Annotated in this window: 11 protein-coding genes; 1 reads left to right on the forward strand and 10 read right to left on the reverse strand. The window is 53.2% G+C overall.

Translation table 11 applies throughout. From position 1 onward, the window contains the following. Positions 1-52: 52 nt before the first annotated feature. Together fadA and fadB are read right to left on the reverse strand one after the other, a co-directional pair. Positions 53-1231, reverse strand: coding sequence for an acetyl-CoA C-acyltransferase FadA (fadA, locus tag ACQY8X_RS13310; protein ID WP_428035623.1), 1179 nt, complete (start codon positions 1229-1231; stop codon positions 53-55). 13 nt (positions 1232-1244) lie between these two features. Further along, positions 1245-3416 (reverse strand): fatty acid oxidation complex subunit alpha FadB, encoded by a 2172-nt coding sequence (gene fadB, locus ACQY8X_RS13315; RefSeq protein WP_428035624.1) that lies wholly within the window; start codon positions 3414-3416, stop codon positions 1245-1247. A gap of 463 nt (positions 3417-3879) precedes the next feature. Here fadB and ACQY8X_RS13320 point away from each other — a divergent pair, with 463 nt between their 5' ends. Next, positions 3880-4386 (forward strand): 1-acyl-sn-glycerol-3-phosphate acyltransferase, encoded by a 507-nt coding sequence (locus ACQY8X_RS13320; protein WP_428035625.1) that lies wholly within the window; start codon positions 3880-3882, stop codon positions 4384-4386. Positions 4387-4390: 4 nt separating this feature from the next. Here ACQY8X_RS13320 and ACQY8X_RS13325 read toward each other — a convergent pair whose 3' ends face one another. From ACQY8X_RS13325 to ACQY8X_RS13360, 8 genes are all read right to left on the reverse strand, one after another. After that, positions 4391-5161, reverse strand: coding sequence for an enoyl-CoA hydratase-related protein (locus tag ACQY8X_RS13325; RefSeq protein WP_428035626.1), 771 nt, complete (start codon positions 5159-5161; stop codon positions 4391-4393). A 51-nt stretch (positions 5162-5212) separates the two neighbouring features. Then, positions 5213-6877: an AMP-binding protein gene (locus tag ACQY8X_RS13330; RefSeq protein WP_428035627.1), complete on the reverse strand. Its 1665-nt coding sequence runs from the start codon at positions 6875-6877 to the stop codon at positions 5213-5215. Positions 6878-7027: 150 nt separating this feature from the next. Then, the gene (locus ACQY8X_RS13335) at positions 7028-7471 is read right to left on the reverse strand and encodes an SCP2 sterol-binding domain-containing protein (RefSeq protein WP_428035628.1); all 444 of its coding nucleotides are present in this window, start codon (positions 7469-7471) and stop codon (positions 7028-7030) included. 20 nt (positions 7472-7491) lie between these two features. Beyond that, positions 7492-9291, reverse strand: a complete 1800-nt coding sequence (locus ACQY8X_RS13340) for an acyl-CoA dehydrogenase C-terminal domain-containing protein (protein WP_428035629.1) — start codon at positions 9289-9291, stop codon at positions 7492-7494. 259 nt (positions 9292-9550) lie between these two features. Continuing rightward, positions 9551-10387 carry a universal stress protein gene (locus ACQY8X_RS13345; protein WP_428035630.1) on the reverse strand — a complete coding sequence of 279 codons (837 nt, stop codon included), beginning with the start codon at positions 10385-10387 and terminating at the stop codon, positions 9551-9553. Beyond that, complete coding sequence (locus ACQY8X_RS13350) at positions 10378-12798, reverse strand: efflux RND transporter permease subunit (protein ID WP_428035631.1); 2421 nt, start codon at positions 12796-12798, stop codon at positions 10378-10380. The genes ACQY8X_RS13345 and ACQY8X_RS13350 overlap by 10 nt, the downstream gene beginning before the upstream one ends. A gap of 4 nt (positions 12799-12802) precedes the next feature. Next, the gene (locus ACQY8X_RS13355; protein ID WP_428035632.1) at positions 12803-13921 is read right to left on the reverse strand and encodes a WD40/YVTN/BNR-like repeat-containing protein; all 1119 of its coding nucleotides are present in this window, start codon (positions 13919-13921) and stop codon (positions 12803-12805) included. 85 nt (positions 13922-14006) lie between these two features. Beyond that, on the reverse strand, positions 14007-14284 hold a 278-nt coding region (locus tag ACQY8X_RS13360), incomplete at its 5' end, for a DUF1329 domain-containing protein (RefSeq protein WP_428035633.1).

The raw sequence follows: 14284 nt of genomic DNA on the forward strand, positions 1-14284 counted from the left end.
CTGACAGTATCCGGGGTTTTCATAGCCGCAGCAAGCAGAGCGGCTATAGCTCTTAGTTAAGCCGTTCAAACACCGTGGCGATACCCTGCCCCATGCCGATACACATGGTTGCCAGCCCCAGCGTGCCGTCGTTCTGTTCCATCACATTCAGCAGCGTGGTGGAGATTCGGGTGCCGGAACAACCCAGCGGATGGCCCAGCGCAATCGCGCCGCCATTGAGGTTCACTTTCTCCTCCATCTGATCCATCAGTTTCAGGTTTTTCAACACCGCAAGGCCCTGAGCCGCAAAGGCCTCATTCAGCTCAACATAATCGATATCCTCGATACGCAGACCCGCCCGCTTCAAGGCTTTCTGCGTTGCTGGTACCGGACCATAGCCCATGATAGAGGGATCACAACCGGCAACCGCCATTGAGCGGATCTTTGCCCTGGGTTTCAGACCCAGTGCCTGAGCCCGGGCTGCTGACATCATCAGCATCGCCGATGCACCATCGGAGAAGGCTGAGGAGGTTCCTGCCGTCACCGTACCCACCTTCGGTACAAAAGCGGGCTTTAGCGTAGCCAGGACTTCCACTGTGGTTTCCGGGCGGATCACCTCATCCTGCTCCAACAGCGATTTAAATCCGTTTTCATCATGCCCTTCGACCGCAACAATCTCGTTATCGAAACGTCCCTCACGGCGGGCCTCATCGGCCAGACGGTGGGAACGGGCACCAAAGGCATCCTGCTCTTCACGACTGATCATATTCATCCGCCCGAGCATCTCAGCGGTCAGACCCATCATCATCGCCGCTTTGGCGACCTGCTTGCTCATCTGCGGATTGATATCGATACCGTGCAGGATATCCAGATGCCCCATATGCTCCACCCCGCCGACCATAAACAGATCGCCGTTGCCACACATGATCGCCTGCGCTGCCGAGTGCAGTGCAGCCATCGAAGAGCCACACAAACGGTTAACGGTCTGCGCCGCCACACTGTGAGGCAGCCCGGCCAGCACCGCAGCGTTACGACCGATATTAAAGCCCTGCTCTTTGGTCTGGTTCACACAGCCCCAGATAATATCTTCAATCTCTGCCGGATTGACATTGGGATTACGCTGCAACAGCGCCTGCATCACCCGTGCCGACAACTCCTCAGCCCGGACATTACGGAAGGAACCGCCTTTGGACCTGCCCATCGGGGTGCGCACCGCATCGACGATGACTACATCATTTGGATTCAGACTCATCTTCGATTCCTCCTTAGTTAGCGTGCTTGTTTGATTGAGCGTTCAGGTAAGTAGCACCGTTTGCAGCCATCTGCCGCATCATCTCAGTGGGCTGATACAACGGCCCCAGATCAGCATACTTTGCAGCCATCTCACAAAACGCCGCCATCCCCATCTCATCCAGATAGTGGAATACACCACCACGGAACGGCGGGAAGCCAATACCGTAGATCAACGCCATATCCGCTTCTGCCGGTGAAGCAACAATTTTCTCCTCCAGACAACGTACTGTTTCAATACAGAGAGGGATCATCATCCGTTCAATAATTTCCTGCTGTTCGAACGTCCGGGCAGCCCCCACAGTACCTTGCAGCAGCTGATCGACCTCTTCATCATGAAGCTTGGCAGGCTTGCCCCTGCGATCCAGCTCGTAACGGTAAAAACCTTTACTGTTCTTCTGACCAAAACGCTCCAGAGAGTACATCCGGTCGATCACTGATTCCCCTTCATGGGACATCCGCTCCGGGAAGCCTGCGGCCATCACCTGATCTGCATGGTGTGCAGTGTCAATGCCGACGACATCCAGCAGATAGGCAGGCCCCATTGGCCAGCCAAACCCTTCCATCACCTTGTCTACCTCGCGGAAATCAGCGCCATCCTGTATCAGGCCATTAAAGCCACCAAAGTAGGGAAACAGCACCCGGTTTACCAGGAACCCGGGGCAGTCGTTGACCACTATCGGCGTTTTACCCATGGCGGTTGCATAAGCGACGGTGCGCGCAACCGTGGCATCCGAGGTTTTCTCCCCCCGAATAACCTCCACCAGCGGCATCATATGTACCGGGTTAAAGAAATGCATACCGCAGAAGTTTTCCGGACGCTTAAGCGATTTCGCCAGCTCGGTAATCGAGATTGTTGACGTATTCGACGCCAGCACCGCATCGTCGGCGATATGCTGCTCGGTTTCCGCCAGCACCATCCCCTTCACTTTGGGGTTTTCAACCACCGCTTCCACCACCAGATCGACCGTGCCGAAATCACCATAACTCAGGGTTGGACGAATCCGGTTGATGGTTGCCGCCATCTTCGCCGCATCGGTCCGCCCCCGTTTCAGCTGCCCACCGAGCAGTTTGTTCGCCTCATCAAGTCCCAGCTGGATCGCCGACTCATTGATATCCTTCATCAGGATCGGCACCCCTTTCGAGGCAGACTGATAGGCAACACCGCCGCCCATAATGCCAGCACCCAACACCGCTGCCTGCTTCACTTTTACCGCTGCAGACTCATAGCCCCGACTGACTTTTTTGACATACTGATCTTTCATAAACAGACCGACCAGCGCTTTTACCACGGGCCCGGAAGCCAGTTTAGCAACCCCCTCAACTTCGGCCTGAATCGCGCGGTCACGCTCCATACCGCAGGACTTCTGAATCGTTTTCACCGCCTGTAATGGCGCAGGGTAGTGAGGTCCGGCTTTAGCGCCGATCATCCCTTTCGCCGTTTCAAAGGCCATCATCTGCTCAATCTGATTCAGTTTCACCGGGCTCTGTTTTTCAGTGCGACGAGCGGCATAATCAAATTTACCTTCAGCACACTGACGCAACAGACTGATAGCCGCCTCACGCACCTTCTCCTGGGCAACAACCGCATCCACAGCCCCATCTTTCAGTGCTGCATCGGCACGCTTCTCGGCACCGGTACAGATCCACTCATTGGCATTATCGATACCGATAAGCCGGGGCAGACGCACAATACCGCCCCAGCCTGGGTTGATCCCCAGCTTTACTTCCGGCAAGCCGACTTTGGCTTTCTCACCCATCACCCGATAGTCAGTAGACAGGCAAAGCTCAAACCCTCCGCCCAGCGCCAGGCCATTAATTGCAGTCACCGTAGGACAAGGCAGATCTTCCACAGCGTTAAAGATCCCGTGGGTTTCCAGCAGCTTAGCAATCAGCCCCGCCTCACCCTGGTCAAACAGCGAACTGAACTCGGTAATATCGGCACCGACAATAAAACTGTCTTTCGCACTGCTGAACAGTACACCCTTTAGCCCATCAACCGTATTGAGCTGCGCTAACGCTTCTTTCAGCTCTCCCAGAGTGAGTTGATTAAACTTATTCACCGGTTCATCGTTGAGATCAAAACAGAGCTCATACAAACCGCTGTCGATCTCGTGAACCTGAATAGCCTTTCCTTCAAATTGCATGGTGCACTCCATACTCAGGATAATTATTGTTAGTCATCGCAAACATCTGACTCCTCCTCTGCACGCCGGACTGCCAAATCAGAAATCGGGAGATAACACTGCGTACAGTACAGACTGTTTAATACTAGTCGCGGGGGATTTTCCAGCAATAACAAAAATAGCCTTTATCAGTAACAAAATCGTCTACTTTTTAGTTAATCACTTTAAAAACATGCAGTTATAAAAAACATAGAATTAACAATTATGAGCAAAAAAACTATCAACCATGTATTTACCCGACACCACTGTGGATAGAACTGACAGCAAGTACCGGAAGAACAGGGAGTTACGTATCAGATTGGGATAAATAACACTACAATAACCGGAAAACAGCCACCCTTTCAGACTGCTCATGCACCCGACTATTTTTGACAACCCGGTACTTCAACCCGCTCTACGCTGGATTTCACAAAAATTTCTGAAAATGAAGGGGTGGCAGCTGGATTTTGCCGCCATACAGGGAATCGATAAGTGTGTCCTGATCGGTGCACCTCATACCAGCAACTGGGATCTGCCCTACGCGCTGATGCTGGCGTTCAGTCAGGAGCTTCCGATTTACTGGATGGGTAAGGTACAGATCTTCAGGTTTCCCGTGCGCCACCTGATGATGTGGCTGGGAGGGATTCCTATTGACCGCTCAAGATCATTGAATGTCGTCTCTCAGGCAGCGGCTCAGTTTCAAAATGCAGAGCAGCTCTATCTGGTGATCGCCCCGGAAGGCACACGTTCACAGGTAGACGAATGGAAAAGTGGCTTTTATCATATCGCCCATCAGGCGGGTGTGCCGGTGATGGCCGCCTATATCGACTGGCGAGCCAAGCGCGCGGGAATCTACACCGCCTATTACACCAGCGGCGACAGTGAAAAAGATATTGCGGAGATCAAAGCCCTTTACGGCGATCTTCTGTTACGCCATAAAGGCAACAAATAACCGTTTAAAAGCGAGAGAAATCCGGCTCCCGTTTCTCCACAAAAGCTTGTAGCGCTTCTGCCGCCTCCGCTGACTGCAACCGGTCTGCAAACTGTTTTACTTCGGCCACCAACACCGCGTCCAGTTGCTTCTGGGTATAGCTGCGCAGCATCGCCTTGCTCTGACATACCGCCTCCGGCGCCAGGGCAGCCAGTTTACCGGCCTCCAGCATCGCCAGATCCTGCAGACTGCTGTGCATAACAACCCGGTTAACCAAGCCCATCTCTCTTGCCGTTGCAGCGCTGAAGGTATCGCCCATTACCAGCAACTCAAATGCCCGGCGATGCCCCACCAGCTGCGGCAACAGTAAACTGGAACCCCCTTCAGGCACCAGCCCCAGACGGGCAAAGGGGAGCTGAAAACGGGCCTGATCACTGGCAATCACCAGGTCACAGTGTAGTAATAAAGTGGTACCGATACCCACGGCAGCACCCGACACTACGGCCATCAGCGGCTTCTTCAGGGAAGCGATAGTCTGTAAAAATCGCAATGGTGCCTCTACCGCACCAGGGCGACTGGCGGCAGCGATAAAGTCCGCAATATCATTGCCAGAACAGAAGCTATCACCGCTGGAGCTCAGGACAATCACCCGAACCTGCGGATCATTATCGGCAGCCAGCAAGGCTGCCGCCAGCCCCGCATACATCGCCAGCGTCAGGGCATTTTTTTTCTCCGGACGATTCAGCACAATCTGACAAATACGTTCCCGGGTAGTGATATTCAGCAGCTCACTCACAGCTGACTCCTGTGTCATCAGAATCGGATTTTATAGTGTGACTTTAGCGGTTCAGGCAGCATGACTACCGGGCTTATCGCTACGCAGCATTCGCCGCAGCACTTTACCCACATTTGATTTTGGCAGCTCATCGGTAAACTCGACCACCTTAGGAACTTTATAAGCAGTCAGGCGCTCCTTACACCAGTCGCGAATCTCTTCACTGGTGACTTTTTCTTTGGCCACGACAAAGAGTTTTACAATCTCACCACTGTGGAGATCCGGCACACCAATCGCGGCGCACTCAACCACAGCAGGATGCAGGGTAACAACATCCTCAACTTCATTCGGGTAGACATTAAAGCCGGAGACATTGATCATATCTTTCGCCCGGTCAACGATACGCAGATAACCATCCGCCTCAATAATGGCGACATCACCCGTAATGAAATAACCATCATCGGTAAAGCAACTCTGGGTCGCCTGCTCTTTCTGCCAGTATCCCAGCATCACCTGAGGGCCTTTCACACAGAGCTCTCCCGGCTCGCCAACACCCAGTGCCTGACCATCGGCACCAACGATTTTCACCTCAGTCTCCGCCACTGGCGGGCCAATGGTACCCACGCGGATATTTCGTGGCGGGTTCATCGCAACTGCGGGTGATGTCTCGGTCAGACCATAGGCTTCCAATACCTGGCAACCGGTCAGATTTTCCCAGGCATTTGCCGCCGCCAACGTCAGCGCCATACCGCCGGACAGGGTGACTTTAAGATGACTAAAATCGATCAGATGGCTGTCTTTATGATTACAGATCGCCACAAACAGCGTATTCAGACCGATAAAGGCCGATACCGCATGCTGTTGCAGTTCTTTGATAAAACCGGGTATATCACGAGGATTGGCGATCAACAGGTTATTACCGCCCAGCTCAAGCACTGCCATGGTGATGGTAAAAGCATAAATATGGTAAAGCGGTAACGGCGCTACCACCATCTCCGCCCAGTGTTTGTCTGCAGCGGAGATCAACTTGACTCCCTGAAGAAAATTGGAGATCAGATTAGCATGGGTCAGCATTGCCCCTTTCGATACCCCGGTAGTACCACCCGTGTATTGTAACACCGCAATATCGCTGCAGGTCTGGGGCACCGTTTGTGGCTGCTGACCGGCTTTTTGCTTTAAGGCATGCCGCAGTTCAATCGCCTGAGGCAGATTGAAATGGGGCTCCATCTTCTTGATATATTTCACCACAGAGTTAATCAGCAGCCGCTTTAATGGCGGATGAAGATCGGCTATCTGGGTGGTAAAAACATATTTTATCGAGGTATTGGCAATAATTTTATCAACATTATGCGCAACCCCTTTGTACACCACCAGCGCTTTAGCACCCGAGTCCTTAAACTGATTTTCCAGCTCCCGCGGGGTGTACAACGGATTAGTATTAACAATAATCAGACCCGCTTTCAGCGCACCAAACATCACCACCGGGTACTGATTCAGATTTGGCAGTTGAATTGCAATACGGTCGCCCGGCTGCAGGTCTGTTTCCTGCTGCAGGTAAACGGCAAACGCATCGGATAACTGCCCCAGTTCAGCATAACTCATCGTATTGCCAAAGCTGGTAAAGGCGGTTTTAGAGCCATAATCACTGACGATCCGCTGGATCACATCGGTCAGTGTGTTATAGCCTTTTGGATTCAGACTCTCTGGAATCCAGCTACCGCGTACTTTTTGATCCATCTTCAAATACCGCTTACTGTCATTGTTATTGTTGTTTGGCTGTTAAATACAGGATTTAATATTTAACCAGTCTATTCCAGCATAAGTGCTGAAACTAAAAAGTCGAATATAATCAGCCACAATTATGATCTCGTGCGACTGACTCAAGGGTTAACTGGCAGGAAACAGTGCTTCCAGTCGGGTGGCCAGCATCACATCACCTTCAGCGCGGATGCGGCCTGCCATAAACGCCTGCATACCGTTTGTTTCACCATCCAGCACCTCTTTGAAAGTCTGACTGTCCATCATCAGAACCACACTGGGGCTGTCATGCTCACCCTCTTCCAGGACACACTCGCCGGCTGAAATGGCCACATAATAGGCATCGCCTTCATCGAGCTTATACTGGAATACTGCCTCAAGACCGGCGGCAGCTGCACTGTTAAACCGACCAGCCATGGTCTCAAACAACCCCTTAACCTCTGACATATCCATCTCCTCTGTTGCAATTGTCTGCGGCGTCAGACGCCGCAAGCGGTAATTAACACCAATCAGACCGGTCAGTAACGCCCGACCGGCTTTGCTTCGAACCAGCTTTGTTACAGATAGCTTCATCGTTATTCAAGCCGCCGGAATCAGCAGGAAAACTCTGCATCATCCATATCCAACAGATTATCCGCACCGGAGTCGATAGTCGCTTCCAGGGTTTTCGTCCGTGGCAGTATCCGTTCAAAATAGAACCGCGCAGTTTTCAGTTTCGCCTGATAGAAGCTCCGGTCGCCCTCGCCGGCATCCAGTTTCTGCTGCGCAGTAACTGCCATTCTGGCCCAGAGATAAGCCATCGTTACATAGCCGGAATACATCAGGTAATCGACAGAAGCAGCGCCGACCTCATCCCGGTTAAGCATCGCTTTCATACCGATACGGGTGGTCAGATCGCCCCACTCTTTATTCAACCGGGCAAGCGGATTGATAAATTCCTGCACTGTACGATTGTCAGCCTGGGACTGGCAGAACTTATGCACCACTTTAGTAAAGGATTTCAGCGATTCGCCCTGGGTCATCAACACTTTACGGCCTAACAGATCGAGTGCCTGAATTCCGGTGGTGCCTTCATACAACATGGAGATACGGCTATCGCGGACATTCTGCTCCATCCCCCATTCACTGATATAACCGTGTCCACCAAAAATCTGCATCCCCAGATTAGCCGATTCAAAGCCGGTCTCAGTCAGAAACGCTTTGGCAATCGGGGTCAGGAAAGCCAGTTGGGTATCCGCCTGCTGACGCACCTCACTGTCACTGCTCAGATTGACGTTGTCGACCAGCTGCGCGCAGTAATAGATCAGTGCCCGACCACCCTCAGCAAAGGCTTTCTGGGTCAGCAACATGCGCCGCACATCGGGGTGCACAATAATCGGATCAGCCGGTTTATCCGGACAGGCCGGGCCATTCAGCGCCCGCATTTGTAAGCGATCCCGGGCGTAAGCCAGCGAGTTCTGATAACCCCACTCGGTATGCGCAAGCCCCTGCAGCGCCGTCCCCAGACGCGCGGTATTCATAAAGGTGAACATACAGTTCAGACCTTTGTTTTCCGGTCCTATCAGATACCCGGTGGCCCCATCAAAGTTCATCACACAGGTGGCGTTACCGTGAATCCCCATCTTATGTTCCAGTGAGCCACAGCTAAGATTGTTACGCTCACCCACATTGCCAGCACCATCCGGCAAAAACTTAGGCACGATAAACAGTGAGATACCCTTGGTGCCCTGGGGGGCATCCGGCAGACGGGCGAGCACAATATGGACAATATTATCCGCCATATCGTGTTCACCGGCGGAGATAAAGATCTTAGTGCCGCTGATTTTATAGCTGCCATCTGCCTGTGGCTCCGCTTTGGTTTTCAGCATTCCCAGATCGGTACCGCAGTGGGATTCGGTCAGACACATAGTACCGGTCCACTCACCGCTGATCAGTTTAGTCAGGTAGGTTTGTTTCTGTGCTTCAGTACCGTGAGCCTCAATCGTGTTCATCGCGCCATGGCTCAGACCGGGGTACATACTCCAGGACCAGTTCGCCGAACCCACCATCTCATTAAGGACAATACCGATCGATTCCGGTAGTCCCTGACCACCCCACTCAGGGTCATGAGCCAGGGATGACCAGCCCCCCTCAACAAATTGCTGATAGGCCTCTTTGAAGCCTGCAGGGGTCTTCACCTCACCATCGGTTAGCTGGCAGCCTTCGCGGTCACCCACCTGATTCAGCGGTGCAAGCACACGTTCTGCAAATTTAGCTCCCTCTTCAAGAATGGCACTGATCATATCCGGAGAGGCCTCTTCACAGCCGGGCAAACTCTGGTAGTGTTGCTCACTTTGCAGCATTTCATCCAGCACAAACTGAATATCTCTTAAGGGCGCTTTATATTCCGGCATGATGATACCTCGACAGATCCTGTATCACGCCCGGTCTCTCAGAGACAGAGCGCTACTGTTATTTATTGTATGCACTGAGGATCTACGAAGTGCCGCCATTAACCAATAACAAAACCTTTCATTATCACTAACACAAAGAATCACAAAGCCAATTAATTAAAATTAAAACTTAAAAATCAATTAGTTAAAAAACAACACAGATGCAATTATTGTTAACAAAAAAGCCCGGACATGCCGGGCTTCTGGATAAAAAATCAATTTATTGTTGCAGTACCGGCACCACCTCATCCGCAAGGCCTACCCGCAGCACCAGAATATCGCAGTCCAGCCGTGGCAGGATTCGCTCTGCAGTATTACCGATCAGCGCCCCTTTGATCCCTCCCCGGGCACGAGTACCTATCACCACCAAGCGCGCCGCTAACTGACCCGCCGCTTGCGGAATCCAGTATTCAGGAGGGCCTTCGCCGACCGCCACCTCCTGCGCCTGCAATTGCAGCCGTTTCAACTGCGCTTCAAGCGCCTGATGTGCTTTCAGCTGAATCAGTTCTTCTGATTGCATCACCGGATCAGCCCCCATCATCGCCGAGGGACAGGCAACCGCCGCCGTCAAAGCCGAGTCGGTCGCCAGTGCTATCTGGGCGGCCACCTGCAACAGATCATCATTAAGCCGCAGCTGATGCCGGTCATCCGCCAGCGGGTTCACTGCCGCCATGACGATGCCGTTCTGCCAGAGATCATCACGCTTCACCAGCAGCACCGGATAGGGAAGCTCTCGCAGAATCTGGCCATCAATCGAGGTCATAAACCCTTTTTTCCGGGGGTCACAACTTTTTATCAGCAACGCAACAGGCTCCTGAGTCAACAGCTTTGCCAGCTTTTTCAACAGTTTATCCCGGACGCTATACAGCAGCGTCACGGCAATACCCGCATCTTCCAGCTGCGCCACCGCTGCACCAGCCATGCTCTGGTTATCACCCAGCCAGATCAGCGTCACCGGGCTTTGCAAACGGCTGGCAATAAGCATGCAACGCGGTAATGCAAAACAATCCGGATCCTGTTGATCCAACACCAGCACTATGCGTTTATTCAGCAACATTTTTTACCTCCATTCAGCTCGGCATCAGACCTCAGCAGACAGGCCAGTGCGGGCAGCAATACCAATGCACCGAGCATATTCCAGAGGAACATAAAGGTTAGCAGCACCCCCATATCCGCCTGAAACTTGATGGGTGAAAACACCCAGAGCACCACCCCTATCGCCAGGGTTAAGCCGGTAAAGGCAACCGACTTACCCGTGGTTTTAAGGGTATTCAGATAGGCTTCCTGCAACCCCATGCCCTGCACCAGATAGGTGTTGAGCTTGGAGTAGATATAGATACCGTAATCCACACCGATCCCCACCCCCAGGGCAATCACCGGCAGAATCGCTACCTTAACGCCGATTCCCAGTTTGACCATCAACGCCTGACACATCACCGAGGTCAGCATCAGTGGCAACACCGCCGCCACGACACCACGCCAGGTGCGGAAGGTGATCCAGCAGAGAATAATCACCGCACCGTAGACCATGTACATCATCTGGTTCATTGCTTTTTTCACCACGATATTGGTGGCCGCTTCAATACCGGAGTTGCCCGCTGCCAGCATGAAGCGAGCCTCATCATCGCTGTTATCAGCGGCAAATCTCTGCGCGACTTCAACCACACTGTTAAGCGTCGCAGCCTTATGATCCTTCAGATAGACATATACTGATAACAAGCTGCAATCCGCATTAAACAGCTCCCGTGGTGCCCGTGCCTGCACTGCTCCCAGCGCGGCATTGTTGGGAATCAGCTCCAGCCATTTAAAGTTGCCCTCGTTGTAACCCACCATCGCATAGCGGGACAGCCGCGCCATTGAGTTGGTCGATTCAACGCCGGGTAACCGCTCCAGCTGCCCGGTCAGCTCGCGAACCTTCGACAAGACTGAGTAATGGGTACAGCTATCCACGGCGGTTTTCACCATCACCACGAAGATATCGGAACTGGCGGCATAGTTATCGGCCATAAAGGCGGTATCCAGGTTATAACGGGAATCTGCCCGCAGTTCAGGCGCCCCCGGTTCCAGATCACCGATCTGCAAGCGACTGCCAACCACCGAACCAAACACCGCCAGCCCGGCCGCCACCGTCAACGCCGTCAACGCCCATTTGCGCTCAGTAAACAGGGCAAAGAATTTCCACAACCGTCCGGGCAAAACCTGATGAATTTCACGCTCACTCCCCGCCACGCTGTCATGCTGAACCGAGCGCGCAGCCGCCTTAGGTGTGACACCGATATAGGAAAGCAGTACCGGCAACAGCACCAGGTTACTGATAATCAGCACCGCCACCCCCAGACTGGCCGCAATCGCCAGCTCGCGGATGACACCGATATCGATCACCAGCAGTACCGCAAAGCCAAAAGCATCGGTAATCAGCGCCGCGATACCGGTGCGGAACAGACGACGGAAGGTGTTACGGGTGGCCACATAGGGCGCCATACCGCTACCTATGTCGCGCATTACGCCATTCATTTTCTGCGCGCCATGGCTGATACCGATGGCAAAGACCAGAAATGGAACAAGGATCGAATAGGGGTTCAGATCGAAACCAAACAACTGCAGCATTCCCAGTTGCCAGAGCACCCCGATCAGCGAGCACCCCATCACCAGCAGCGAGCTGCGCAGGCAGCGGGTATAGGCAAACAGTACCGCTGTGGCAATCGCCACCGCCAGTACGAAAAACACCGGAACCTGCTGCATCCCTTCGATCAGATCACCGACAATCTTGGCAAAACCGGTGATATGAATTTCAATATTATCGCTCTGGTACTTAGCTCTGATCTGCTCCAGTTGACGGGACAGTTGACCGTAATCCAGGGGCTCGCCGGTGCGAGGATCTTTATCCAACAACGGCACATAGACAATACTGGAGCGGAAATTAGCCGACACCAGCTGGCCGATCTCACCGGAGCGCTGCACATTCAGGCGAACCTGTTCCAGACTCGCGGCAGAACCATCAAAATTACCAGGAATCACCGTACCGCCATCCATGCCCTCTTCGGTGACGGCAATCCAGCGGGTACTCGGGGTCCACAGCGACTTCAGATAGGGACGATCAACCCCTGGCAACAGATAGAGTTCATCATTGATCTGCTGCAGTGTTTGCAGATACTGCTGATCGTAGATAGTCCCCTGTTTAACACCGACAGCAACCCGCAGAGAGTTCCCCAACCCGGCCAGACTGGAACGGTTGGCAAGAAAATTGGTAATAAACGGATGTCCGGTAGGGATCATCTTCTCAAAGCTGGCATTCAGCCCCAGTTGAGTTGCCTGCCACCCCAATCCAAGACTGATGAGCAGGCAAAATACCAGCACCAACCGGCGCTGATTAAACACCAGTCGTTCAATAAACGATCCGGAATGCGGATCAAACGCTTCCGGTGGCGGGTTCGCTGCACCGGTATCTATATTATTCGCACTATTCACAACGCTATTCCTTCACACTGCCGGACGCACTATCCCTGGCGATACGTCCGGGCAGATCAAATCGGTGAACACCGGCCAGACTGGCAACAATAGCCGCCCCGTCAGCCGACTGAACAACCCCCGCTAATGGAAGCGCTGGCAGATCCGCTACCGGAGCAAAACCACTGTCATTCCGGTTAACCAGCAGCGAGCCACTCTGACTCACCACCAGCAGCCGCCCATCCGCCAGCATCGACGCCGCACTGAGTGCAACCTCTTCCCGGGTATCAAGCTGAGTCCAGCTGTCACCATTGTCAACTGAACGGAACAGATGCCCCCGCAGGCCATAGACGACAAATGTCCCATCCGGCTCAGCGATAATGCCGAAAAAGCTGCCATCATAAGGCGAGTCAAGCGCTTCAAAATGTTCTCCGGCATCGGTTGAACGCAACAGCGTTCCCTGCTCACCGGCCATCATCAGCACCCCATCCGCCTCGGCCATACCATACAGATGCAGCCCCATCGGGTTATCAACCCGACTCAGCCACGGCTGCCAGCTCTGACCGCCATCATGGGTACGATAGATGAGGTTGTAGGCACCGAAAACAAAGCCATTACGGGCATCAGTGAAATGCAGATTGAGAAAGGGTTTATCAGGGCCATCATCGATTAAGCGGCGCGCTTCACGCAGCTCACGCTCATCGCCACCGCGCAGCTGAACATCCGCCAACAATAACTGTGCCGCCTGAATGCCATCCAGCTGCTTCTGCCAGGTTTCACCGCCATCCGTGGTCGCCAGCACCACGCCATAGTGGCCGACAATCCAGCCATGAAGGGGGTCGACAAACTGCACCTCAGTTAGCGCGGCAGACACCGGCGACACGATCTGATTCCAGTGCTGACCGTTATCGTCTGATAACAGAATAATGCCCTCTTCACCCACAGCCACCAGTCGCTGACCCGCCCGTGCAACCGACAATATGGTTTTATGTACTGACTGAGCAGAGATCTGCGCTGGCGTGTCCAGCGCAGAAAAACCGGTATCAGCGGCCGCCACAGCGGTCCAGCTTTGCCCGGCCATCAGCAACAGCAGGCAACCTCCCGCCAGCCGGTTTCTTAATATTGAATTGGAAAATACGACCATCAGAAAACTCCTGATCCTCGCCTGAGATCAGCTGCTGTGGGTTACAGCAGCTGTCAGACAACGATCAAATACGGATTGCGAGATATTAGCGAGCCCCCTGGTTGGCCAGTTCTACCGGACTCCATGTGCCTTCAGATATCGGTTCACGCACCCGGTAATGTGGGGTACCACCATTCATGGCAGCGTTCAGATAGTACGCGCCGGTTTGCAGGTCATAGCCACCCCACATCACATTAGTCACCAGTGCTGGCAGTTCAGGCACCAGATAGGTCAGTGAGTAGTTCATGCGCCACAGATCCCCTTTAGCATCCCAGCCATCAAACAGGACAATTTTCCAGCTGTCTTCGTCAACATAATAGGTAC

The sequence above is a fragment of the Amphritea sp. genome (genome assembly GCF_050300915.1).
In the GTDB taxonomy this organism is placed as follows: Bacteria; Pseudomonadota; Gammaproteobacteria; order Pseudomonadales; family Balneatricaceae; genus Amphritea.

Bases quoted from the DNA above. Each gene is read 5' to 3' on its own strand.
- ACQY8X_RS13330 (WP_428035627.1), bottom strand. From the start codon at position 6,877: ATGGATCAAAAAGTACGCGGTAGCTGGATTCCAGAGAGTCTGAATCCA.
- ACQY8X_RS13345 (WP_428035630.1), bottom strand. From the start codon at position 10,387: ATGTTGCTGAATAAACGCATAGTGCTGGTGTTGGATCAACAGGATCCG.
- ACQY8X_RS13355 (WP_428035632.1), bottom strand. From the start codon at position 13,921: ATGGTCGTATTTTCCAATTCAATATTAAGAAACCGGCTGGCGGGAGGT.
- ACQY8X_RS13320 (WP_428035625.1), top strand. From the start codon at position 3,880: ATGAAGGGGTGGCAGCTGGATTTTGCCGCCATACAGGGAATCGATAAG.
- ACQY8X_RS13335 (WP_428035628.1), bottom strand. From the start codon at position 7,471: ATGAAGCTATCTGTAACAAAGCTGGTTCGAAGCAAAGCCGGTCGGGCG.
- ACQY8X_RS13340 (WP_428035629.1), bottom strand. From the start codon at position 9,291: ATGCCGGAATATAAAGCGCCCTTAAGAGATATTCAGTTTGTGCTGGAT.
- fadB (WP_428035624.1), bottom strand. From the start codon at position 3,416: ATGCAATTTGAAGGAAAGGCTATTCAGGTTCACGAGATCGACAGCGGT.
- fadA (WP_428035623.1), bottom strand. From the start codon at position 1,231: ATGAGTCTGAATCCAAATGATGTAGTCATCGTCGATGCGGTGCGCACC.